This is a genomic window from Aliiroseovarius sp., assembly GCF_030148435.1.
Lineage (GTDB): Bacteria > Pseudomonadota > Alphaproteobacteria > Rhodobacterales > Rhodobacteraceae > JASBTN01.
The window spans coordinates 13,659-35,619 of sequence record NZ_JASBTN010000024.1; the positions used below are offsets into that span (position 1 = coordinate 13,659).

General features: G+C 62.0%; 23 protein-coding genes. 10 read left to right on the top strand and 13 right to left on the bottom strand.

Annotated features, from left to right (window positions below; all coding sequences use genetic code 11):
- Positions 1–40 precede the first annotated feature (40 nt).
- The 7 genes from ccmI to Q1V43_RS04150 form a co-directional block, all read right to left on the bottom strand.
- A complete protein-coding gene (gene ccmI / locus Q1V43_RS04120; RefSeq protein ID WP_300514228.1) occupies positions 41–1,201 on the bottom strand; it encodes a c-type cytochrome biogenesis protein CcmI in 1,161 nt (386 codons plus the stop codon).
- Complete coding sequence (locus tag Q1V43_RS04125) at positions 1,198–1,677, bottom strand: cytochrome c-type biogenesis protein (RefSeq protein WP_300514231.1); 480 nt, start codon at positions 1,675–1,677, stop codon at positions 1,198–1,200. The genes ccmI and Q1V43_RS04125 overlap by 4 nt, the downstream gene beginning before the upstream one ends.
- Positions 1,677–2,240, bottom strand: coding sequence for a DsbE family thiol:disulfide interchange protein (locus Q1V43_RS04130; protein WP_300514233.1), 564 nt, complete (start codon positions 2,238–2,240; stop codon positions 1,677–1,679). Before Q1V43_RS04130 ends, Q1V43_RS04125 begins: the two co-directional genes overlap by 1 nt.
- A gap of 3 nt (positions 2,241–2,243) precedes the next feature.
- Positions 2,244–4,244, bottom strand: a complete 2,001-nt coding sequence (locus Q1V43_RS04135) for a heme lyase CcmF/NrfE family subunit (RefSeq protein WP_300514235.1) — start codon at positions 4,242–4,244, stop codon at positions 2,244–2,246.
- An 80-nt stretch (positions 4,245–4,324) separates the two neighbouring features.
- The gene (locus tag Q1V43_RS04140; RefSeq protein WP_300514238.1) at positions 4,325–4,645 is read right to left on the bottom strand and encodes an SHOCT domain-containing protein; all 321 of its coding nucleotides are present in this window, start codon (positions 4,643–4,645) and stop codon (positions 4,325–4,327) included.
- Between the two features lies 1 nt (position 4,646).
- On the bottom strand, positions 4,647–6,050 hold the full coding sequence (locus Q1V43_RS04145) for an ATP-binding protein (RefSeq protein WP_300514241.1): 1,404 nt from the start codon (positions 6,048–6,050) through the stop codon (positions 4,647–4,649).
- Positions 6,047–6,769 (bottom strand): response regulator, encoded by a 723-nt coding sequence (locus tag Q1V43_RS04150; protein WP_300514244.1) that lies wholly within the window; start codon positions 6,767–6,769, stop codon positions 6,047–6,049. Before Q1V43_RS04150 ends, Q1V43_RS04145 begins: the two co-directional genes overlap by 4 nt.
- A 166-nt stretch (positions 6,770–6,935) precedes the next feature.
- Here Q1V43_RS04150 and Q1V43_RS04155 point away from each other — a divergent pair, with 166 nt between their 5' ends.
- The 5 genes from Q1V43_RS04155 to lgt all read left to right on the top strand — a co-directional run bounded on the left by Q1V43_RS04155 (position 6,936) and on the right by lgt (position 10,721).
- A complete protein-coding gene (locus tag Q1V43_RS04155) occupies positions 6,936–7,769 on the top strand; it encodes a hypothetical protein (protein WP_300514247.1) in 834 nt (277 codons plus the stop codon).
- 105 nt (positions 7,770–7,874) lie between these two features.
- Positions 7,875–8,261 carry a DUF302 domain-containing protein gene (locus tag Q1V43_RS04160; RefSeq protein WP_300514250.1) on the top strand — a complete coding sequence of 129 codons (387 nt, stop codon included), beginning with the start codon at positions 7,875–7,877 and terminating at the stop codon, positions 8,259–8,261.
- A 22-nt stretch (positions 8,262–8,283) separates the two neighbouring features.
- Entirely contained in the window at positions 8,284–8,754 is a 471-nt protein-coding gene (locus Q1V43_RS04165) for a rhodanese-like domain-containing protein (RefSeq protein WP_300514253.1), read from the top strand.
- Between the two features lie 339 nt (positions 8,755–9,093).
- On the top strand, positions 9,094–9,801 hold the full coding sequence (locus Q1V43_RS04170) for a TVP38/TMEM64 family protein (protein WP_300514256.1): 708 nt from the start codon (positions 9,094–9,096) through the stop codon (positions 9,799–9,801).
- On the top strand, positions 9,798–10,721 hold the full coding sequence (gene lgt / locus Q1V43_RS04175) for a prolipoprotein diacylglyceryl transferase (RefSeq protein WP_300514259.1): 924 nt from the start codon (positions 9,798–9,800) through the stop codon (positions 10,719–10,721). The genes Q1V43_RS04170 and lgt overlap by 4 nt, the downstream gene beginning before the upstream one ends.
- Positions 10,722–10,779: 58 nt before the next feature.
- Here lgt and Q1V43_RS04180 read toward each other — a convergent pair whose 3' ends face one another.
- Positions 10,780–11,034: a hypothetical protein gene (locus Q1V43_RS04180; RefSeq protein ID WP_300514262.1), complete on the bottom strand. Its 255-nt coding sequence runs from the start codon at positions 11,032–11,034 to the stop codon at positions 10,780–10,782.
- Positions 11,035–11,103: 69 nt separating this feature from the next.
- Entirely contained in the window at positions 11,104–12,924 is a 1,821-nt protein-coding gene (locus tag Q1V43_RS04185) for a Na/Pi symporter (protein ID WP_300514265.1), read from the bottom strand.
- Between the two features lie 266 nt (positions 12,925–13,190).
- Here Q1V43_RS04185 and Q1V43_RS04190 point away from each other — a divergent pair, with 266 nt between their 5' ends.
- Entirely contained in the window at positions 13,191–14,591 is a 1,401-nt protein-coding gene (locus Q1V43_RS04190) for a Glu/Leu/Phe/Val dehydrogenase (RefSeq protein WP_300514267.1), read from the top strand.
- An 11-nt stretch (positions 14,592–14,602) separates the two neighbouring features.
- Positions 14,603–15,505: a LysR family transcriptional regulator gene (locus Q1V43_RS04195; RefSeq protein ID WP_300514269.1), complete on the top strand. Its 903-nt coding sequence runs from the start codon at positions 14,603–14,605 to the stop codon at positions 15,503–15,505.
- 95 nt (positions 15,506–15,600) lie between these two features.
- Here the strand turns inward: Q1V43_RS04195 and Q1V43_RS04200 are convergent, their stop codons facing one another.
- The 3 genes from Q1V43_RS04200 to Q1V43_RS04210 are packed head-to-tail and all read right to left on the bottom strand — an operon-like array spanning position 15,601 to position 17,877.
- A complete protein-coding gene (locus Q1V43_RS04200) occupies positions 15,601–16,566 on the bottom strand; it encodes a glutathione S-transferase family protein (protein ID WP_300514272.1) in 966 nt (321 codons plus the stop codon).
- 14 nt (positions 16,567–16,580) lie between these two features.
- Positions 16,581–17,402: a 4,5-DOPA dioxygenase extradiol gene (ygiD, locus tag Q1V43_RS04205; RefSeq protein ID WP_300514275.1), complete on the bottom strand. Its 822-nt coding sequence runs from the start codon at positions 17,400–17,402 to the stop codon at positions 16,581–16,583.
- A gap of 52 nt (positions 17,403–17,454) precedes the next feature.
- On the bottom strand, positions 17,455–17,877 hold the full coding sequence (locus Q1V43_RS04210; RefSeq protein WP_300514278.1) for a DoxX family protein: 423 nt from the start codon (positions 17,875–17,877) through the stop codon (positions 17,455–17,457).
- Between the two features lie 148 nt (positions 17,878–18,025).
- Here Q1V43_RS04210 and Q1V43_RS04215 point away from each other — a divergent pair, with 148 nt between their 5' ends.
- A complete protein-coding gene (locus Q1V43_RS04215) occupies positions 18,026–18,967 on the top strand; it encodes a LysR family transcriptional regulator (protein ID WP_300514280.1) in 942 nt (313 codons plus the stop codon).
- Between the two features lie 57 nt (positions 18,968–19,024).
- Here Q1V43_RS04215 and Q1V43_RS04220 read toward each other — a convergent pair whose 3' ends face one another.
- Entirely contained in the window at positions 19,025–19,489 is a 465-nt protein-coding gene (locus Q1V43_RS04220; RefSeq protein WP_300514283.1) for an Lrp/AsnC family transcriptional regulator, read from the bottom strand.
- Between the two features lie 216 nt (positions 19,490–19,705).
- Here Q1V43_RS04220 and Q1V43_RS04225 point away from each other — a divergent pair, with 216 nt between their 5' ends.
- Together Q1V43_RS04225 and Q1V43_RS04230 are read left to right on the top strand one after the other, a co-directional pair.
- Positions 19,706–20,941, top strand: coding sequence for a 3-methyl-2-oxobutanoate dehydrogenase (2-methylpropanoyl-transferring) subunit alpha (locus Q1V43_RS04225; RefSeq protein ID WP_300514286.1), 1,236 nt, complete (start codon positions 19,706–19,708; stop codon positions 20,939–20,941).
- A 3-nt stretch (positions 20,942–20,944) separates the two neighbouring features.
- Positions 20,945–21,958 carry an alpha-ketoacid dehydrogenase subunit beta gene (locus Q1V43_RS04230; protein ID WP_300514288.1) on the top strand — a complete coding sequence of 338 codons (1,014 nt, stop codon included), beginning with the start codon at positions 20,945–20,947 and terminating at the stop codon, positions 21,956–21,958.
- The last annotated feature ends 3 nt before the right edge of the window (positions 21,959–21,961 follow it).

Consider the following 21,961-nt stretch of genomic DNA (forward strand, 5'->3'; position numbering starts at 1 on the left):
GTCCAACACGAGACCAACCTGGCCTGCTTCCCACCATTGCCTATTTTTCCATCTCTGACAATGCCTTAGCGACGGCATCACGCCGCGGGTCGTCCGGGCTGAGCGACGCCAGCAATGTCTCGGCCTGCTTCAGGGCAGAGACGGCGTTGGCCTCTTCGCCCAGAACCGAATAGGCGTTCGCCAATCGCAACCAGCCATCCAGATCCTCCGGGTTCTCCTCCAACCGGACGGCCAAACGGTCCACCATGGAACGGATGAACTCGGCCCGATCCTCTACGCTCATTTCACCGGCTGCCGCGACGTCTGCGGCCGTCGGGCCCGCCCCTGCGCCACCAACCTCAGCGAAGTCAGCAACGGTCACGGCATCACGCCCCAGCTTTTCCCCGATCTGGTTGGCCTGGGCGATGAACGTATCCATCCAGGGTGCATAACCCGGTGCCCCATTCAGCATGGACAGCAGCAGATCATGCGCCGTGGCTTCCTCGCCTCTTTGGGCCAATGCCATGGATTTGTAGAAGGACCCGGCCAGGTTGTCCGGATCCAGTTCGACCGCGCGGTCGATTGCTGCCTCCGCCCTGGGTGTCACGATGCCCTGTTCGGCACTGATCAAAGCCTCCGCAAGCATCGAAAACGTCGCAGACCTCGCATCCTCGCGCGCCGTGACGGTTTCATAGGCGGCAATGGCCCGCTCGTACTCGCCCAGGCGGTAAAGGGTCTGTCCCAGCAGCTCCCAGCCTTCCGATGCGCCCCCATCCGGTTCGGCCATCAACCGCGCGTAGAGCTTTTCAGTCAGATCATAGATTTTCTGCTGCTCGGCGCGCTCGGCTTGCCTGTCCGCGTAGGCGAGGCTTGAAATCTCAGGTGAGCCCATGAGCATATAGTATCCGATCGCCAGGACCGGGACGAACAGACCGGCGGCCAACATCAAGCCGTTCCCCTTCCCGGTGGCCGCAGTCTCCTCCGCCGGGGACCGCCTGGACGCCGCCAGGATACGACGTTTGATTTCCAGTTTCGCGGCAGTGGCCTCCGACGCCGAAATGAGCTTTCGGTCGAGGTCACGCTGCACCTCATTCAACTGATCAATTAGAACTGCGGGCGTGGTATCGGCCGCAACCGGCGCGCCATGTCCCCCTCTGATCAGGGGAAACACGACAAAGCCGACGGCGATCACCAGCAGCAGGCCCATCCATGCGAAGATCATGAGATATCTCCCGATTTCTGTTGTTTGATGAACTGTTTGATTTCCTGTTCCTCGGTGTCGCTCAAGGCCGTCACCTCGGATTTCTTCCGTCGGCCGATCACGGTCGCGCCTCCAATGCCCAGGGCTGCCAGCAGCAGGGCCACCGGCGCCAGCCACAGAACATAGGTCTTTCCGTTGAGAGGGGGCTTCAACAGGACATAGTCCCCATAGCGTGCCCGGATGAAGTCGACAGCTTCTTTGTCGCTGTCCCCCGCCACCAGACGTTCGCGGAGCAGAATTCGCAGATCACGCGCCACACCGGCATTGGAACTGTCGATATCCTGGTTGAGGCACACCACGCAGCGAAGCCCCTTCGATATTTCACGCGCCCTTGCCTCCAAAACGGGATCATCGAGCATTTCATCCGGCTCGACCGCAAGTGCGGGCAGCGGCAGCGCAAGCGCCAGAACAAGGCTCAAAACGAAGTTCCGCAACATCACACACCCTCCTGTTTCAGAGCACCGGCCTGGGTCAGCGCCTCGCGGAATTTCGCGACGGCCACCTCACCCACAACCGGGCCCACGTAGCGATAGAGGACCGTTCCATCCGTTCCCACGATGAAAGTTTCCGGCACGCCGGAAAGGCCCCATTCGATCCCGGCACGCCCCGACAGGTCGGATCCGATCCGGGCATATGGGTTGCCGAGTTCGGCAAGCCAACGCGCCGCATCATCCGGCTCGTCCTTGTAGTTGATGCCGAACAGCACAATGCCATCACGCTCCACAAGGCTGGTCAGAACCGCGTGTTCCGCGCGACATGGCACGCACCAGGACGCAAAGACATTCACGACGACCGGTGTCTCGTTTCCAACGAGGTCCGCGCGCGACAACCCGGGGGTTTCAAGTCCGGCCACCGGCTCCAGAGCGAACTCGGGCGCAGGCTGCGAGATCAGAACGGAGGGAACTTCGTTCGGATCCCGTTCGGGGTTCAACCCCCAAAGGAAGAAGCCCCCGAACACCACGGCCACCAGAAGCGGCAGCAAAGCCAACATGCGTGTCATGATCTACTCCGCCGGTGCCGCAACCGCGGGGATTGCGCTTTTTCGTTTCGGTGCACCAATCCGCAACCGTCTGTCGGTCATGGACAGCGCCCCGCCAAGCATCAGCATCGCGGAACCGATCCAGATGAAGTTGACGAGAGGTTCGTAGAGAATACGAAGGGTCCACGCGCCGCTGAGTTCGGCATCTTCCGAAGCCGGTTCCGCGATCGACGCATAGAGGTCGCCGGCCAGTGTGGACCGGATGGCACTTTCGGTCGTCGAGCTTTCGGCGATCGGGTAATATCGCCGTTCGGGATACAGGGTCGTGACGGGCTCACCGTCGCGCATCACCGCCAATGATCCCCGATCTGCGAAGTAGTTGGCCCCCTTGACGCGTTCCACGCCTTCGAATGTCACATCGAACCCCGCAATCTCGATCACGGTCCCGGGGGCGACAAACACGACTTCCTCGGTCTTCCAGGCGCTGGATCCGATGAACCCGAACATTGCCACCGCCATGCCGGCATGTGCAAGCGTCATGCCATGTGCCGCACGCGGCAGGTTGCGAGCGCGCCGCAGCGACTGGGCAAGCGGGATGTCAAACAGGCGGATGCGCATTGTCCACTCGCGCAGGGTGGCAAGGAGCAGCCAGACGGCCAGCAGCACGGAGATATACGCCAGAAGCGGCCCACGTTCCAGCAGGTACCAGACGACCAGCGTGGCGAAGACCGACAGTCCGATGACGAACTTAACCCGTTGCAGCACCCCGGAAAGATCAGCCCGTTTCCAGCTCAGGAAGGGGCCGGCGCCCATCAGCAAAATCAGGGGGAACGCCATCGGAATGAACGTGGCGTTGAAGAAGGGTGCGCCGACCGAGATCTTCTCGCCGGTGACAGCTTCAAGGAACAGCGGATACAAGGTGCCGAACAGAACTGTCCCGGTGGCCGCCCCCAGGATCAGGTTGTTGACCAGAAGCCCGGCCTCGCGGCTGATGGGCCTGAACACGCCGCCGGGTTCCATCAACGGCGCGCGCCAGGCAAAAAGTCCCAGCGATCCGCCGATTGACAGCGTCAGCAGCCCCAGAATGTAAAGCCCCCGTTCAGGATCGACAGCGAAGGCATGAACCGACGTCAGCAGACCGGAACGCACCACGAAAGTGCCCAGAAGGGACAGCGAGAAAGTCAGGATCGCAAGCAAAATGGTCCAGCTTTTGAACGCATCGCGCTTTTCGGTGACGATCGCGGAGTGCAGCAGAGCCGTGCCGAGAAGCCAGGGCATGAAGCTGGAATTCTCGACCGGATCCCAGAACCACCAGCCCCCCCAGCCAAGCTCGTAATAGGCCCACCACGACCCCAGGACGATACCGGCGGTCAGGAACATCCAGGCCGCCAGCGTCCAGGGACGGACCCACCGCGCCCAGGCCGCATCAACCCGACCTTCGAGCAGGGCCGCGACGGCAAAGGAAAACACGATCGAGAAACCGACATAGCCCAGATACAGGAACGGCGGGTGCAGCGCGAGCCCGACATCCTGCAGAAGCGGGTTCAGGTCATTGCCATCGGCAGGCGCAGGGAACACGCGGTCGAAAGGGTTGGAAGTGAACAGCATGAACGAGATGAAGCCGACGCTGATCCAGGCCTGCACGGCCAGGGTACGTGCCTTCATCGATTCGGCAATGTTCGACCCGAAGACAGAGACACCGGCACCGAACAGGGTAAGGATGAGGACCCAGAGAAGCAGCGAGCCCTCGTGGCTACCCCAGGCGCCCGCGACCTTGAAGAGCATCGGTTTGAGCGAATGGGAGTTTGCCGCGACATTGATGACGGTGAAGTCACTGACGACAAAGCTTCTTACAAGAGCGGCAAAGCCGATCGAAACCAGCAGAATCTGGCCGATGGATGTGGTCCTTGCCGAACGCATCCAAAGCAGCTTGCCGCGGTTGGCGCCCACAAGGGGAACAACGCTTTGGATCAGGGCCAGCGCAAGAGCGAGCGCCAGTGCGAAATGTCCTATTTCGGGTATCATGGTATGGTCCAGTCAGTTATCCGAGTGGGGGCGCCAAGACCGCTCCCGCCCGACGGTCGGGTGAGAGCAGATTGGCGGGTTCAGTCTTCGAGTGCAGCCTTGCGTTTGCGGAACTCTTCTTCGTCAAGTTCCCCTCTGGCAAAGCGGGATTTGAGGATGTCCATCGCCTCCGTGGATTTTCCTCGGCCTTGTCCGTCGCCGGACAACCAGCGGACGGCTATCACGATCAGGGCGATGATCACACCCCAAAACACCAGCATCATGAGTCCGCCGAATATTCCGTAGCCTGCGCCCCAGCCCATATGGCCATATCCCCGGCTCCAATCGCTCGCCGGATCAGCATATGCGATTGTTGAACCCAGAAGCACAGCGGCACCGGTTATTGCGAGTCTCAACGCCATATCAGTCTCCTTTCAGTGACTGGCTGTCGGCGAAGGGGATCACGATTGTCGCGCGCAGCCCCCCTTCGCCTCGGTTGGACAGAGATATTTCTCCGCCATGAGCCCGAATGATCGTCCGGGCGATAGAAAGACCGAGGCCATGCCCCCCCGTTTCCAGGGAGCGTGACTTTTCAAGGCGAAAGAACGGATCGAACACCCGCTCGAGCTCGGGTGCCGGGATGCCGGGGCCTTCGTCCTCAACGGAAATCACGAACTCGTCCCTGCGCGCGCGGTGCGCGACCAGGGTGGCCCCGCCGTACCGATGGGCATTCTCGATCACGTTCCGCAAGGCACGGCGCAGGGCTTTGGGGCGAATTCGGGCCTCGTATGAGTTTTCACCCTCGAGCTGAAAGGGAACGACCATGTCGGATTTCAGCTCTTCCAGGAAGTCTCCGACGTTCAGAACCTCGGGTTCCTCCGAACCCGCCAGGCCACGCGCGAAAGTCAGTGTGGCTTCGACCATCGACTGCATTTCCTCGACCGACGCGACGAGGCTTTCACGCGTCTCGTCGTCGTCCACCATTTCCGCGCGGACGCGCATCGCGGTAAGGGGGGATCGTATATCATGTCCAAGCGCGGCAAGCAACCGGGTTCTATCGGCCACAAACCGCGTCAAGCGGTCCTGCATCCGGTTGAACGTCGATGTCAAATCCCTCACCTCGGCCGGTCCGATCATTGGCAAAGCCGCGACATCCTCGCCGCGCCCCAATCGGTCGGCCGCTCCGACCAGTCGACGTAACGGGCCGGTCAATCGGGTCAACAGGAACCAGAAAACGACGATCAGGATGGCGGCGGCCGACAGGGCAAAGGTCAGCATCGAATAGAGCGGCCACTGTATGGGGGGGCGTTCGAACCGTGTCCCGACGTTCAGCCAGCGGCTTCCCTTGACGGCAATCGACAGGTTCATCTCCAATGCCGAAAGCCCGCCCTGCATCATGGCCAAATGCAGATCGGCCATTTCCTGGGACAGGTACGGCAGAGGCAGGATCTGCTCTTCGATCTCATGCAACTCGACCCGGATATCACGGCTGAAATTGTCATTCAGCAGCGTCCGTATGTGGGATTCCACCAGCCCGCCGTCGGAATGGTTCGTTTGTTCCACGTTCGCGACTTCGGACAAATCGAACCGAACAAGAGGGGAATTTGCGGCGCGCAGGATGGACGGGTGAAGCTCGTCCGGCGCTTCCTCGATCAGCCTGGCAACATTGGCCGCCCGACCTGCCGCCTCGAACCCAAGCGCGGCGCGAACGGCCAGGCTGCGTTCATCGGCAAAAAGCCACAGGCTGATCATCTGCGCCGCAGCAAGGGCTGCCACGGTCAACAGCACCAGCTGGAACCGCAAAGTGCCAAGAACTGGCAGAGTCATCCCGTCACCTCCACGTCCACCGAAAGGCAATAGCCCCCGTTTCGGATCGTCTTGATGATTTTCGGGCGTAGGATATCGGGTTCGATCTTGCGCCGCAGACGGCTGATCTGGTTGTCGATGGTTCGGTCGAGCGGACCTGCCGACCGACCCGCTGCAAGGTCCAGAAGCTCGTCGCGGCTGAGAACCACCCGGGGCCGTTCGAGCAGGACGACCAGCAGCTTGAAGTCCGCATTGGTCAAGGCCGTTTCGCTTCCGTCTTCACAGACCAGCACCTGCCGGTCTGCGTCCAGCACGAGATGGGCGAAACGGACATGCTTGCCGGCAAAGTCACCGGCCACGGTTTCCGACTGGGGAATACGCCGCAGCACGGCCTTGATACGGGCGAGCAGCTCCCGCGGGTTGAACGGTTTTGCAAGATAATCGTCCGCGCCGATCTCGAGCCCGACAATGCGGTCGGTTTCCTCGCCGAGCGCCGTCAACATGATGATCGGCATGACCTTCTCTGCCGACAGGCGCTGGCATACGGACAGACCGCTTTCGCCGGGCATCATCACATCCAGAACCATCAGGTCGAAATGCCCCTTGGCCAGTTTCGCATCCATGTCGGTCGCGTCCTTGGCCGATGTCGCGCGCAGCCCGTTCTTCTCGAGGAAGCGGGTCACGCTGTCACGAATCTGCTGGTGATCGTCAACAACAAGGATATGCGGCGGGTTCGTCATGATTTCTTTCTATGTCAACTCCAGGGGGCGGTCAGACCCATTTTTGTCACCGATTGTATCAAGCTCCGGGGATTGCGACACACGGATACAAACCGCCGGATGCGCGCTCTTCCGTTCCGGTTTCTTATGCCGATGTGTATGACGCAACGAAACACGGAGAGCCATAATGTCCAGAACACTCAATACCACACTTGCCCTCGTCCTGTCGGTCGGTACGGCAGGCATTGCGCAGGCGGATGCCGGGCATCAGGGCGCAAAACCCTCCGATAGTTCCGAGGCGCCCGCGCATAGACAGACCGACGGGGCCAACGCGGGCCGGATGGGCGGGCAGGCTGGCATGATGGGCCAGTCGGGCATGATGGGCGGCTCCGGCATGATGGGCCACCCGGGCACGAAGGGTGGCGCTGGAATGATGGGTGGCGCTGGAATGATGGGCGGCTCAGGCATGATGGGTGGCTCCGGCATGATGGGCGGCTCAGGCATGATGGGCCAGCCCGGTATGAAGGGCGGCGCTGGAATGATGGGCGGCGGCCATCCCGCCATGATGCAGGGCATGATGAAGATGATGATGCAGATGCACGGGGGCATGATGGGCGGCGGCATGGGCATGGCTGGTGCCCCGGCGCGAATGGGCATGATGGATAAAGACATATTGAGCCTCATGCGCCGGTCGATGATGGGCGCCCCCGACGCCGACATGAACGGTGATGGAACGGTTTCACCCGACGAGGCACAGGGGCGCATGCAGGCACTGCACGCCGACGCCGACGCGGACGGTGACGGGACGCTCTCGCTGGCCGAATTCGAAGCCCTCCATACCCGGCTGATCCGCGACATTATCGTGGACCGGTTCCAGCATCTGGACGAAGATGGAGATGGCCAGGTCACGCTTGGAGAAATGACCGCACCGGCTGACCGCATGCAAATGCGCCCGACCAGCCCGACGAGCCCGATGAGCCCCGGCATGATGAACACCGACGCGGGCGCCCAGGACAACTGAACCATTCGAATGGACGCGGGTTCTCACCGTAAGCGTCCGTGCCCCGACCGGAAACAAACCATCCCCGGGAACCGGTCGGGGCCATCAGACACGAGGATATTGACTATGAGTTACACCCACAACCGCATGCTTTCCGGGGTTTCCCTGGACGATGCAGACGCGCGCGTCCGCAGCGCACTTGGGGAACACGGTTTTGGGGTTCTGACCGAAATTGACGTGTCGGCGACCATGAAACAGAAGATCGACGTCGACATGGACGGCTACCGCATTCTCGGAGCCTGCAACCCGAACATGGCGCATCAGGCGATCGGCCTTGAGCCGCGCATCGGTGCGATGCTACCGTGCAATGTGATCCTGCGCCAGGTGGAGGGCGGGACCGAGGTCAGCGCGATCGACCCCGTCGCGTCAATGGCGGCGGTTGACAACGACGCGCTGCACATGGTGGCCGGCGAGGTACGCGACATGTTGCGCGCCGCGATCGATACTGCATGAGACCAACACAGGAGCCTCTGAAATGACACTCGACCGACGACACATCCTGGCCCTTCTCGCCGCCCTTCCGGCCCAGGTCATGGCGAACTCGGCCCTTGCGGCCAGCGATGACGTCTGGTCCGCAACCCGGGCATTCGATGCCCTGTTGCAGGATCGCCTGCGGATGCTCGACATCCGTACCCCCGAGGAATGGCGCGAAACCGGTGTCGCACAAGGGGCATGGCCCGTGAACCTTTATGACGAGCGTTTTCCCGAGCGTCTGTTCAAGGCCCGCGAGCTGGCCGAAGGCCGCCCGGTAGCGCTGATATGCCGGACCGGTGGCCGTTCCGGCGGCGTGATGGCAAGCCTGCGCGAGTCTGGCTTTCCGGGTTTCGTCGACGTGTCCGAAGGAATGCTCGGTTCGGCCGCGGGGCCGGGATGGATCAAGACGGGGCTGCCGGTCGTCACGGCGCAAGAAGCCCTGTCCTCCCTGCCCGAGGCCCTGAAAACCTGAGGGGCACGCGATGAACCGTCGCCCTTTCCCGGATGGCCCGGCAACCACGGCTTCTGCGGAAGGGCCCGCGTCCCCGGCGCTTGCGCTGACCGGTATCCAGCCACGTGCGACGCCGGGATATCTGGCTGGCGCGTCATTCGGGAGCGAGTTTCCAAAGGCGCAGACAGGGCGAACAGGCTTGCCTGGTCCGTCCCGCGCCGATGCATGACAACCCGGTCGACCTGACCGCCCCGCACCGAAAAGGCCCACGGGTTCGGAAGGAAGACGATTGGGGTATGCAAGGACAGATTTATGCCCGTTGAAAACCTTCGCCCCTTGCACGGCGACGGGAGTGTCGAGATGAGCCAGGGAAACAATGCCCGAAGGGCCAGGCGAATTCTGGCGGTCGGGGGGGGGCTCCTCCTGTTTCTTGTTGCCGTCTATTGGTTTGCCCCGATGCCGGACTGGGCCCGATTGGACCCTGAAAAGCTCACCCCCTGGATCGCCGGGCTGGGTCCGATCGGCCCCCTCGCGGTCATCGGCCTGATGACCCTTGCCGTGGTTGCCAGCCCGATCCCGAGTGCTCCGATCGCAATCGCCGCCGGGGCCGCGTTCGGACAGGTTGCCGGGTCGATCTACGTGGCCATCGGGGCGGAAACCGGTGCCCTCGTTGCCTTCATGATTGCCCGGAAAGGCGGACGCCGGGCCGTCGAGCGAATGCTGGCAGGCCGCGCGACATCCGGTCTGCTGGGCTCGCAGAATGCGCTGACCCTGGTGGTCTTTGTAAGCCGCCTTATGCCGTTCATTTCCTTCGATGCGATCAGCTACGCCGCCGGGCTGAGCCGCATTCACCTGTGGCGGTTCCTGCTGGCAACGCTTGCAGGCATTCTTCCCGCCAGTTTCGTGCTTGCATTTCTGGGGGCCGAGGCCATGGCGGGCCGGTTCGGCATGGCCGCCTGGGTTGCGATCGGCCTGGGACTAATGACTGCCATTCCGCTTCTGGCTGCGGCTCTGCGCCCCAGGTCCGGCCCCTCCAACCTCCCCCCTTCCGAGAAGGATCCAGAATGATTCTCGCCGCCCTCCCCTTCCCGAACATCTCTCCCGAGCTCTTTTCGATCGAGCTTGGCTCCTTCACCTTTGCCCTGCGCTGGTATGCGCTTGCCTATATCGCGGGTTTCCTCCTGGGATGGCGTCTTTGCACCTGGCTGATCGGACAACCGCGTCTTTGGGCCGGGCAGGCGCCGCCGGCGTCCCCGCGGCAGATAGAAGACCTGCTGACCTGGCTCGTTGTCGGTGTGATCCTTGGCGGGCGTCTGGGCTACGTGGCCTTCTATCAGCCCGGCTACTATGTCGCGAACCCCTGGGAAATCCTGAAGGTCTGGCAAGGCGGCATGTCCTTCCACGGCGGCTTTCTGGGGGTTGTCGTCGCGACTGCGGTATTTGGCAGCTATCACCGGCTTTCCTTGCCGGGTCTGGCCGACCTCCTGGCTCTGGCGGCACCGATCGGGCTGTTCCTGGGGCGGATCGCAAACTTCATCAATGGCGAGCTCTGGGGCCGGCCGACCACCCTTCCCTGGGGCGTGATTTTCCCCGGCGATGCGGCGCAGGCCTGCGCAGGTCTCGTCGGACCCTGTGCACGGCATCCGTCGCAGCTGTACGAAGCCCTGCTCGAAGGACTGCTTTTGGGAACCGTCCTGCTGATCCTTGCGCTGCGGCGGGGCTGGCTCCGCACGCCCTGGGCGATTACAGGCACTTTTCTTGTGGGCTACGGCCTCGCCCGCGGCATCGTCGAGTTCTTCCGCCAACCCGACCTGCAATTCGTCACCGAAGCAAATCCCATCGGCCATGCCCTGCATTTCAATGGCATGGGGCTGACCATGGGACAGCTTCTGTCCCTGCCAATGATCCTGACCGGGGCAGCACTGATCTGGTGGGCACGGAAGGGTCGTGCCGACGCAAAAACGGCAGCCGGCCCCGAAACGCCGTGACCCGCCCCTGCGAACGGCCGGCCCGCCGCCGGGACGGCCTCGTCGCAGGTTTTTCGGGCTAGGACTTGTCGATCTCACTCAACAACCAACGCGCGCGTTCCTGTTGCTCACGAACAAGTTTCAGCTTTCCTTCAAGGCGCTGTTTCTTCTCTGGTTTTTCGGTGTCCGCCAGATCGGCCTGCAAGCTCTGCGCCTTCGCTTCCAGCTTCCCGACAATCTTGTCGACATGGGACGGCTTGATTTTTCGGGCCTTTCCCATCTTGAGGCGCTGGAAATACTTGTCGAGCTTCCCGGTCGCGCTTTCAAGTCCCATGACTTCCCCTTTTCTCCGATGGCACAAGATGCATCGTGGTTGTATTTGCATTATGACATAATCGGCGGGTCACGGCTGCTTTCTCGTAGCTGATCGCGGCGCCAGTTCTTCCAGTTCCTCGTCCTCAAGTGTCAGAATGCGCTCGACCTCGGCCATCGCATCACCGCTTTCGATGTAGTAGGCGCGCGCCGCTTCCAGCAGGTCGCGCATCGCCGCGTAGGCATAGCTGGAGTCGTTCAGGAAAGAGGTCGCGCTTCTGGCGTCGATTTCGCGTTCGCGGATCAGCACGTCGATGCGATTGTTGGTCGCCTGTGCGTCACTGATAACCTGAAGCCGTTCCTGATCAAGCCACAGGCTGGAGCGGTCCTCGGGGTCGGTCAGGTCGAGCTTGTTGATTTCGACCAGAATCCGCGCGACCTCCGTGCGCAGCTGGTCGTACAGGTCGGTGATCTTTCCCTGCGGCGTCTGGGTGTAGCGCGTCGCATTGCGCCTGAGGTGCTTGATCGATTTCACCGCGCGCACGATCCGGTCCGACACATCGCGCAGGGCGTAGATGTTGTCCATGACCCGTTCAGGCATGTCCTGTGGGCCGATCCGCGTGGAGAACTCGACAATCGCGGAATACAGCGTTTTCACCCGCGCCTCGTAGCGTTCGTCGATATCGAACTCGACAGGTTGCCGGCTGCTGGCAACCGTGGCTGCGATGTCCCTGCTTGCAAATAGGTCATGGCGGTGCAGATTGAGGCCGTGCACGATCAACTCGACGGCGTTGTCGTAAAGGTGTTTCACCTCCTGTCGCATGGCATGTTCAACGGTTTGCGGAAAGGCATCCACCGCGATCGAAAGGTAGCGCGGTTTGCTCAGGTCTTCTTCCGGTTGGGCAATGGCGCGTTCGAGAAAGGCGATCAGGCGCTTCATCAGGGGAAGCATGATCACCACCCCCAGGGTGTTGAAGATCGTGTGGAAAACCGCAAGCTTCAGCGCATAGTCGTTGTCGGGGATGCCCACGCTGCCCGAGATAACGTCGACAGCCACCCGTAATGGTCCGATGAAGACCAAGGCCACGCCGGCGGTTATCACGTTGAAGACCAGATGCGCCAGTGCCAGGCGCTTTCCCTGAAAATTGGCCGTTACCGCCCCGATGATCGCCGTGATTGTCGTGCCGATATTCGCGCCGATCGCCAGGGCAAGCGCGTTTTCATACGAGATTTGTCCAGCGGCCAGCGCCGTGATGATCAGTGTCAGCGTGGCGTGGCTCGATTGCATGACCACGGTGGCGGCCGCACCAATCAACGTGTAGACAACCAACCCGGTCACTCCGGTCATCGCGAAACGGCTGAGATCGAACTGGTCGTTGAAGGCTTCAAAGCCTTCTTTCATGTGGTGGATGCCAAGAAACAGAAAGCCAAGCCCTGCCAGGACAAGCCCCGCGCCGCGCAGGTATTTGTTCCTCTGAAAGACCAGAACGATCGAAAAGGCCAGCATCGGCAGCGCGTAGGCGGAGATATTGACCTTCAACCCGAAACCCGCGACCAGCCAGGCCCCGGTCGTGGTGCCGATATTGGCGCCGAAAATGATCCCGACCCCGGCCAGAAGGGACACCAGCCCCGCAGAGAGGAACGAGATGGTGATCACCGACACGAGGGAGCTGGACTGCATGATCGTGGTGGTCAGGATGCCGAACCCAAGGGACTTCGCCACCGAGCCGGTGGCCTTTTCCAGCAGGGATTCAAGAAATCCGCCGCTGAACAACCGGAACCCGTCTTCCAGCATCAGCATGCCGAACAGGAAGATGGCGACACCCGCCGCGATCTCCTGAAAATCCTTGCTGGCCCAGAACCCGAGGGTCAGGATCAACAGGATAACCGGCAGAAGAAGTTTTTTCATCATCGGTCAACAGGGGCAAAGTGGGCGCCGGAATGGAAGAATTCCCGCAATAAGAAGAGGATGGCGGCTCCCGGGCACAAGATCAACATGTATGAAGCAGTCATTGTGAAACGGCGGCAACAGGAACTCACCGGCGCTGCATGGGCGAAAAACCTCTCGCCCTTTGCCATTGGCATGACCGATGCAATATCCGCATTGGACTGTCCCGCCGCAATGGCGTTTCCCTGCGCCCATGTCCCGGCTGGCGGGACGCAAGGAATGAAAGAGACATGAAACAGCAAGAGTTTCTCGACAGTGTCGAACACTTCATCGACACCGCAGCCGCACGCGTGGACCTGCCCGAAGGGCTGGCCGAGCGGATCGCCCAGTGCAACTCGACCTACTCCGTACGATTCGGCGTCAAGCTGCGCGGTCGGGTGCACAGTTTCGAAGGCTGGCGTTCGGTGCACAGCGAACACATCGAACCGGTCAAGGGCGGTATCCGCTACGCCCCCGACGCCAGCCTGGACGAGGTCGAGGCGCTGGCCACGTTGATGAGCCTGAAATGCGCTCTGGTGAACGTGCCCTTCGGCGGCTCCAAGGGGGCGCTGAAGATCAACCCGGCGGATTGGACCGAAGACGAGTTGGAGCGTATCACCCGCCGTTTCACCCAGGAACTGTCGCGCCGTGACCTGATCCATCCGGGCCGCAACGTGCCCGCCCCAGACATGGGCACCGGTGAACGCGAAATGGCCTGGATGGCGGACGAGTTTCGCAAGACAGGGCGTTCGGATGCGATCAACCAGGCCGCCTGTGTGACCGGCAAGCCAGTGGCGCGCGGCGGCATCGAAGGCCGGGTCGAGGCCACCGGGCGCGGCGTGCAATACGCGCTGAACGCTTACCTGACCCACCCCGACACCGCACCGATTGCCGGCCAGAAATCCGTGAAGGGCCTGACCATCGTTGTCCAGGGGTTCGGCAACGTGGGCTTCCACGCCGCCAAGTTCCTGGCCGAGGACGGCGCCCTGATCACCGGCATCGTGGAACACGACTGCGCCATTTTCGATCCCGCGGGCCTTGAGGTCGAAGCGGTCGCCGCCTGGCGTGTGGAAACCGGATCCATCGCCGAATTCCCCGGCGCCGAAACCGTGCCCAGCGACCTGGGGCTGACCCATACGGCTGCGGATGTGCTGATCCCGGCCGCCAAGGAAAACGCCATCACCGCGCAGAACTGCGAGGACATGAAATACGAGCTGATCGTCGAGGCCGCCAACGGTCCGGTCACGGCCGAGGCCGAGGACTGCCTGACCCGGCGGGGCATCGTGGTTCTGCCCGACCTCTACGTGAACGCGGGCGGGGTCGTCGTTTCCTATTTCGAATGGGTCAAGAACATCACCCACCTGCCCTTCGGCCTGATGGACCGGCGCCGCAACGCCAATGCGGGCACGGCGGTTCTTTCCGCGCTGGAGGAAATCGCCGGGCGCCCCCTGAAAGACGATCAGCGCGCCGAGATTGCCCGCTCGACCAGCGAGATCGACCTGGTGCGGTCGGGGCTGGAAGAGATCATGATCCGCGCCTTCGAGGACATCATGGACCGCAAGGCAAACCTCCCCGACGCCACTTTGCGCGTCGCCGCCTATGTGGTAACGATCGCGCGTATTGCCGACTACTACAGGGCCATTGGCCTCTAGGGAGACACAACATGGACGTTCGGTGGCTCGAGGATTTCCTGGCTCTCGTGGAGCTGAGAAATTTCACCCGGGCCGCCGACTTCCGGAATGTCAGCCAGGCCGCGTTTTCCCGGCGCATTCAATCGCTGGAGCAATGGGTGGGCACCGATCTTGTCGTCAAGGGGGCGGTGCCCGTGCGTCTGACCGAGGCCGGTGAACAATTTCGCGAGGACGCCAAGATCGCCGTCGATCGCCTGTTCGAGGCGCGCAGTTCGATCCGTTCGAACCAGTTCGACGTCATGTCCCAGGCGCGCATCGCCATGCCGCAGGTGCTGGCGCGTTCGGAATTCAAACGCGTTCTGGACGTGATCGGGCAGAAGCATAAAAGCTCCTTCTCGGTCATCGTCGGCAATACAAATGACGTGGTGGCCCGGTATCTTGCGGGTGATGCGGACATCCTCTTTTCCCATGACTGCGCGGCGATCCCGACCCATGACAAGCTGGACCGGCACGACCGCCTCGTGATCCGGCAGGACCGGTTCATGCCCTATGCAACCCGTGACCCGGTCAAACGCGAAAAATTCGGATTTCCAGGGCAGCAGAAATCCCCATTCCCCCTGATCGCCTATTCCCAGCGGGCCTATTTCTCGCGCCTGTTCGAACATGTTCTGGAACGCGCAGGACACCCCCTGCCCTACAAGCTGCGGGTGCAATGCGACATGTCCGACGTGCTGAAAGAGGTGATCGTGGCGGGCTATGGCGTGGGCTGGCTGCCACGAAGCGCCGTCGATCGGGCCGCAGCCGAAGAAATTTCTCCCGTCGGCGGGCCGGAATGGGGGATGGACATCGACATCTGTGCCTTCCGCCCTTCGGGCCGGGACGATCCGAAGATCACCGCGATCTGGAAAGCTCTGGCCCCTGCCTCCGCGTCCTGACCGGGCCACTGGCCCGCGCCGCCTTGGCGAATATCATTGAGACGTTGCACCAGAACCGGGGCGCGGAGGCGGCCAGCGGGCATTCCCGCGATCCTTCAGACAACCGATGCCAATAACGCCTTGACATGCGCCGGGCCCTCCGGCCGAATTCCGTTCGGGTTCAGGGCTTTGATCGAGTAGTAACCACGTGTGATATGGTCCATGTTCACCGTGCCGGCAATCCCGGGCAGATGGAAGATACGCCGCATGTAGGCCGATAGGCGCGGGTAGTCTGCAATCTGGCGGCGGTTGGTCTTGAACAACCCGTGGTAGGCCGCATCGAACCGGATCAGGGTAACGAATGTTCGAATGTCCGTCTCGGTCAAACGATCGCCGAACAGGTAATCTCCGGTCAGACGTTCTTCCAACGCGTCCAACGTGGTGAATACACCCTCGACGGCCTCGTCATGGGCCGCCTGTGTCGTGGCGAAACCCGCGCGGTAGACACCGTTGTTGAGCGTCTCGTAGATCCACGCATTCAACGCATCGATTTGAGGTGTCAGATCGGCGGGGCACAGGCGAAGGCTGGACGGGACAATCCCTTCAAAGGCAGTGTCCAGCATCCGCAGGATGTCGGCGCTTTCGTTGTTCACCATCACATTCCGTTTCATGTCCCACAGAACCGGCACGGTCGCGCGGCCGGTATAGGAGGCATCGGCGCGGGTATACAGCTCATGCAGGTAGCGGGCACCGAACAGTTGATCCTCGTCCGCGCCCGGATACCCCCCAAAGGTCCAGCCCTGGTCCGTCAGTTCCGGATTGACAACCGTCACCGGGAGGAGTTTGTCCAACCCTTTCAGCTTGCGGACCATCAAAGTGCGCGAGGCCCAGGGGCAGATCAGCGCGACATAGAGGCGATAGCGCCCCGCCTCGGCCCTGAAGCCCGCGTCACCGGTCGGCCCGGCGCTGCCATCGGGTGTGATCCAGTTGCGAAACTCCGAAACCTGGCGGACGAACCGGCCCGCTTCGTCGGCTTTCTGAACCGGCTGCCAGTCATCAGCCCATTTTCCGTTCACAAGCATGGTGTTGCCCTTTCTCAGGTGTGAAAGACGAAGGACCGCATCGAGACGGAGCCCAGATCAAAACTGTCGTTCAGGAAGCTCAGCGCGTCCCGGTCGTCGGAGGCCCCGGCAATGGTCAGGGCTGGCACGTAATGTTCTGCGGTCGGATGTGCCTGGCGCAGCAGGCTGCCCATGCGCTTTCGATCAGTCAGAGCCCCGAAGTCGCGTTCCGTCAGACGGTCGGTGAACATCGTGTCAAACGCCTGTGCAAAATCGGGTGGCGGGCCTGCCGGGCGCAAGGCATGCAGGTTGTGCACGATGTTGCCCGACCCCAGGATCAGCACCCCGCGGTCGCGCAGCTCCGACAGGGTCCGGCCGATCTCCAGGTGCCACTCGAAATCCTGCGTCATGTCGATCGACAGCTGGAACACGGGCACATCCGCTTTGGGAAACAGGAACTTCAGGACCGTCCATGAGCCATGATCCAGCCCCCAGGTCTCATCCTCCTGCGCCTTGTGGCTGGACAGCAGCGACACCACCTCGCGCGCGACCCCGGGGGCCCCCGACGCAGGGTAGTCCTGATCATAGAGCGCCTTCGGGAACCCGTAGAAATCGTGAATGACCGAGGGCAGATCCGAGACATCGACCAGGGTCGTGCCGCTTGTCACCCAATGGGCCGACACCACCAGGATCGCCTGCGGGCGCGGCAACTGGCGGCCAAGTTCGGTCCAGCCGCGGCTGTAAGCGGTATCCTCGATGGCATTCATCGGGGATCCATGTCCCAGAAAGACGAGCGGCATCCGTGCGGAAGCGGCAAAGCGGTCACGCAGGGACTGGAGGGAACTTAGGGCTTTCATCTCGCGGCTCCTGAAAGGGACGGGGTGCCGCCCAAAGGCGGCACTGGTTTGGTCAGGCGTATTGGCCCAGGGCTTTGTCGACAAACGGCAGTTTCAGCGCGAAGGCACCATTGCCGAGCAGCATAAGCGAGGCTTGTGCAATGGCCCAGAACAGCGGGAACTCCCAGCCGCCGCCTTCATTCGTGAACATCCAGCCTGCACCGGAATGGGCCCAGATGGCGCCCAGCAGCACCGGCAGCACCGCCAGCGACACCAGGCGGGTGGCGACACCCAGGATCAGGGCAACACCGCCACCGATCTCGGCAATGATGGTCAGGTAGGCGAGTATGGCGGGCAGGCCCAGGCTTTCGAAGAAGCCGACGGTGCCGGGGATGGTGAACACCAGCAACTTGGTCAGCCCATGAGCCAGGAACAGGCCGCCGGTCACAAGGCGCAGCGCAAGGGCGGCATAGGGAGCAGTTTTTTGGTCGATCATGGTCTTGGTCCTTTGGTCGGATGCTCCTTTGGTCTCTGCCATCGGAGCTGTTGTTTCGATGGGTACAATCTAGGACTTGCCAACAATCAACAAAATGGCGAATTTATGGAATGACTACCCACACAACGTTCCTAATGGAAAGTCCCGCATGGACCTGATCGATGGGTTGAGAGCCTTTGTAGCCACCGCCCAGACCGGCTCTTTTACCGCTGCAGCAGAGCAGATGGGCATATCGAACCGGCTGACTTCGAAATATGTTGCTGCACTTGAGGATCATTTGGGCGTGCGGCTGTTCCAGCGCACCACGCGCAAGGTCGGGCTTACGGCGGCGGGTGCGGACCTGATCGCCCGCGCGCCTGGCCTGATGGACGAGCTGGAGGACATGCTGGCTGAAGTGACCGAGGACAGGCGCGGCTTTTCCGGAACCATCCGCATCTCGGCGCCCGTGACCTTTGGCGAAATCTACGTGAATGGCATGCTGGGCCGTTTCGCCGCGCGCCACCCGGACCTGTCCATTGACCTGCGCCTGACCGACAGCTTCTCGGACCTCGCCTCCGACGGGATTGACCTGGCTTTTCGCATCGGCAAGTCGGACCGGCTTTCCGTGAAAACACGCAAACTTGGGGCCTTTCCAACCTACGCGGCGGCAAGCCCGGCGTATCTGGCCGACCACGGCCTGCCGCAGCACCCGCAAGATCTTGACCGGCACATCTGTATCCTGGACACCAACCGCCGGGCCGCCAACCGCTGGGTATTCCGCAAGGATGGTGCCGAAGAGGTCGTGAATGTCTCCGGGCGGTTCATGGTCAATTCGGCCCGGGCCGCCTGCGAACTGGCTGCCGCCGGCCACGGGATTGTCTACGGTCCGGGATTTGCCCTGAATGACGCGATTGCCGACGGCAGGCTGATCCGCCTGCTGGCGGGATATGAGGGGGAGGAAAGCCCGATCTCGGCCGTCTACCTCGAAGGTCGCAGCCTGCCCCGCAAGCTGCGTAGCCTGATCGACTTCGCGCAGCAGGATATGAGCCGGGCAAACCTTCACCAGGCGAAAGAGCCAGGGCCGGTCGCCCCCCGACAGTCCACCGCCTGAAAACAATTCCGCAATATCCGGGTTTGTCTGCGGTTTCCCAACCGGACCCGGCGCCCCTCAAGGCAATCGGTGGCGATTGATGAACTTGCGCAGCGCAAACCGGGATTTGACATTCCTGAGCCCCGCGAAGCGCATCAGTTTCGTTTGCAGAAAGGCGTCAAACTCCTCAAGGCTTTCCACCGCGACTTCAAGAAGAAAATCCTGTGCACCGGTCATGAGCGTTCCGGCAACCACCTCGTCGAACAGGGCGACATGGCGTTGGAAATCCGCGATCTGATCGGCGCTGGTGCGGTCCAGCTCGACAGAGACAAAGGCGGTGATGCCAAACCCGGCGACGCTTCGGTCGATGGCAACCGAATAGCCCGAGATCAAACCGGTCTCCTGAAGCCGTGCCACGCGACGCTTGCATGGCGTCGCCGAAAGACCAATCCGCTCGGACAGCTGCACCAGCGAAATGCGACTGTCCTCCTCCAATGCCCGCAAAATCTCCCGATCCAGATGATCAATGGTGATTGAAGCCAAGAAAAACCCCTATCCGTAGTGTATTTCGCTAATTTGGGTCAAATTAGCTGCCAAATCGGGATTAAGCAACTCCCACCTTTCTGATAGTCTGGAAGACATTGAAGCCGCCGCACCGCAGGTCACACGGCGCCCCGATTGGAAGCGATCCGGACCGTCGCGCCTGTGTCCCGGCCCCGCCTGTGTGACCCGCACAGCCCATGCAAAAAAGGGGATCTCATGACCTCTGCCTATGAGCCGCTTTCGCTGAATGTCCCGGAACCAGGTTGCCGCCCGGGTGACACACCTGATTTCTCCGACTTCGAAATCCCGCGCGCAGGGGATGTGAAACGACCGCCGGTGGATGTGGACCCGGACGCGATCCGCGACATGGCATTTTCCATCGTGCGCGTGTTGAACAAGGAAGGCGAAGCCGTGGGCGATTGGGCCGGCGACATGAGCGCCGCGGAGCTGCGTGAGGGCCTGCGCCACATGATGGTCCTGCGCACATTCGATGCGCGCATGCTCACCGCACAGCGCCAGGGCAAGACCAGCTTTTACATGCAGCATCTGGGCGAAGAGGCGGTCAGCTGTGCCTTCGCCCGCGCGCTACAGCCAGGGGACATGAACTTTCCGACCTACCGTCAGGCCGGGCTTCTGGTGGCCAGCGGCTATCCGATGCTGACCATGATGAACCAGATCTATTCCAACGCCGAGGATCCGCTGCACGGGCGCCAGCTGCCGATCCTGTATTCGTCGAAGGAACACGGGTTCTTTTCGGTTTCCGGAAATCTGGGTACGCAGTTCGTGCAGTCGGTCGGCTGGGCCATGGCCTCGGCGATCTCGGGGGATACGAAGATCGCGACCGGATGGATCGGCGACGGGTCAACGGCAGAGAACGATTTCCACGCGGCCATGGTCTTTGCCTCGACCTACAAGGCGCCGGTTGTTCTGAACATCGTCAACAACCAATGGGCCATTTCGACGTTTCAGGGCATTGCGCGCGGCGGCGTCGGAACCTTCGCGGCGCGCGGCCACGGGTTCGGCATCGCGTCGCTGCGGGTTGACGGAAACGACTACCTTGCCGTGCACGCGGTGGCAAAATGGGCCGCCGAACGGGCCCGCCGTGGCTGTGGCCCAACCCTGATCGAACATGTGACCTACCGGGCCGGGGGGCATTCGACCTCGGATGATCCCTCTGTTTATCGGTCCAGACGCGAGGCCGCTGCCTGGCCGCTGGGCGACCCGCTGGAGCGCCTGAAAACCCATCTGATCACCATCGGTGAATGGTCCGAGGAACGCCACGCCCAGGCCGAGGCCGAAATCCTGGCCGAGGTGACGGCGGTGCAGAAACAGGCCGAAGCCGTGGGGACACTGGGCGATGGCAAGGCGCCCAGCCCGCGCGACATGTTTGAAGGGGTCTACGAGACCATGCCGCCGCACCTGGTCCGGCAGCGCCAGGAAGCGGGGTACTGAGCCATGGCACATATGACAATGATCGAAGCCATCCGCGACGCCCATGACGTGGCCATGGCCGCCGATGACCGGGTTGTGGTCTTTGGCGAGGATGTGGGCTTTTTCGGCGGCGTGTTCCGCTGCACCGCAGGCCTGCAGGAAAAATACGGCAAGAGCCGCTGCTTTGACGCACCGATCAATGAAAGCGGTATCGTCGGCACCGCCATTGGCATGGCCGCCTACGGTCTGAAACCGGTGATCGAGATTCAGTTCGCTGATTACGTGTATCCGGCCTATGACCAGATCGCCTCCGAGGCCGCCCGGTTGCGGCACCGCTCCAACGGTGATTTCACCTGCCCGCTGGTCATCCGCATGCCCACCGGCGGCGGAATTTTCGGCGGCCAGACCCACAGCCAGAGCCCCGAGGCTCTGTTCACCCATGTGTCGGGCCTAAAGGTCGTGCTGCCCTCCAACCCGATCGATGCCAAGGGGCTGCTGCTGTCCGCCGTGGCCGATCCCGATCCGGTGATCTTTCTGGAACCCAAGCGCCTGTACAATGGCCCCTTTGACGGTCATCACGACAAGCCGTTGACCTCGTGGAAAAACCACCCGCTGGGGGATGTGCCTGACGGTGACAATGCGATCCCGCTTGGCAAGGCGACGATCACCCGGGACGGCGCAGACGTCACCGTGCTGGCCTATGGCACCATGGTCTATGTGGCCGAAGCCGCCGCAGAAGAAACAGGCGTCGACGCCGAGATCATCGACCTGCGCAGCCTGCTGCCGCTGGATCTGGACGCAATCAGCGCCTCGGTCCGGAAAACCGGCCGCTGCGTGATCGTGCACGAGGCCACCCGCACCAGCGGTTTCGGAGCCGAACTGATGAGCCTGGTGCAGGAAACCTGTTTCTATCACCTGGAGGCGCCGGTCATCCGAGTCACTGGATGGGACACGCCCTACCCGCACGCCCAGGAATGGGAGTATTTCCCCGGCCCCGCCCGCGTTGGCGAAGCGCTGAAAAAAGTCATGGAGGATTGACCC

Coding starts and splice junctions, on each gene's coding strand:
- ccmI (WP_300514228.1), bottom strand. CDS start 1,201: ATGATCTTCGCATGGATGGGCCTGCTGCTGGTGATCGCCGTCGGCTTT.
- Q1V43_RS04125 (WP_300514231.1), bottom strand. CDS start 1,677: ATGTTGCGGAACTTCGTTTTGAGCCTTGTTCTGGCGCTTGCGCTGCCG.
- Q1V43_RS04130 (WP_300514233.1), bottom strand. CDS start 2,240: ATGACACGCATGTTGGCTTTGCTGCCGCTTCTGGTGGCCGTGGTGTTC.
- Q1V43_RS04135 (WP_300514235.1), bottom strand. CDS start 4,244: ATGATACCCGAAATAGGACATTTCGCACTGGCGCTCGCTCTTGCGCTG.
- Q1V43_RS04140 (WP_300514238.1), bottom strand. CDS start 4,645: ATGGCGTTGAGACTCGCAATAACCGGTGCCGCTGTGCTTCTGGGTTCA.
- Q1V43_RS04145 (WP_300514241.1), bottom strand. CDS start 6,050: ATGACTCTGCCAGTTCTTGGCACTTTGCGGTTCCAGCTGGTGCTGTTG.
- Q1V43_RS04150 (WP_300514244.1), bottom strand. CDS start 6,769: ATGACGAACCCGCCGCATATCCTTGTTGTTGACGATCACCAGCAGATT.
- Q1V43_RS04155 (WP_300514247.1), top strand. CDS start 6,936: ATGTCCAGAACACTCAATACCACACTTGCCCTCGTCCTGTCGGTCGGT.
- Q1V43_RS04160 (WP_300514250.1), top strand. CDS start 7,875: ATGAGTTACACCCACAACCGCATGCTTTCCGGGGTTTCCCTGGACGAT.
- Q1V43_RS04165 (WP_300514253.1), top strand. CDS start 8,284: ATGACACTCGACCGACGACACATCCTGGCCCTTCTCGCCGCCCTTCCG.
- Q1V43_RS04170 (WP_300514256.1), top strand. CDS start 9,094: ATGAGCCAGGGAAACAATGCCCGAAGGGCCAGGCGAATTCTGGCGGTC.
- lgt (WP_300514259.1), top strand. CDS start 9,798: ATGATTCTCGCCGCCCTCCCCTTCCCGAACATCTCTCCCGAGCTCTTT.
- Q1V43_RS04180 (WP_300514262.1), bottom strand. CDS start 11,034: ATGGGACTTGAAAGCGCGACCGGGAAGCTCGACAAGTATTTCCAGCGC.
- Q1V43_RS04185 (WP_300514265.1), bottom strand. CDS start 12,924: ATGATGAAAAAACTTCTTCTGCCGGTTATCCTGTTGATCCTGACCCTC.
- Q1V43_RS04190 (WP_300514267.1), top strand. CDS start 13,191: ATGAAACAGCAAGAGTTTCTCGACAGTGTCGAACACTTCATCGACACC.
- Q1V43_RS04195 (WP_300514269.1), top strand. CDS start 14,603: ATGGACGTTCGGTGGCTCGAGGATTTCCTGGCTCTCGTGGAGCTGAGA.
- Q1V43_RS04200 (WP_300514272.1), bottom strand. CDS start 16,566: ATGCTTGTGAACGGAAAATGGGCTGATGACTGGCAGCCGGTTCAGAAA.
- ygiD (WP_300514275.1), bottom strand. CDS start 17,402: ATGAAAGCCCTAAGTTCCCTCCAGTCCCTGCGTGACCGCTTTGCCGCT.
- Q1V43_RS04210 (WP_300514278.1), bottom strand. CDS start 17,877: ATGATCGACCAAAAAACTGCTCCCTATGCCGCCCTTGCGCTGCGCCTT.
- Q1V43_RS04215 (WP_300514280.1), top strand. CDS start 18,026: ATGGACCTGATCGATGGGTTGAGAGCCTTTGTAGCCACCGCCCAGACC.
- Q1V43_RS04225 (WP_300514286.1), top strand. CDS start 19,706: ATGACCTCTGCCTATGAGCCGCTTTCGCTGAATGTCCCGGAACCAGGT.
- Q1V43_RS04230 (WP_300514288.1), top strand. CDS start 20,945: ATGGCACATATGACAATGATCGAAGCCATCCGCGACGCCCATGACGTG.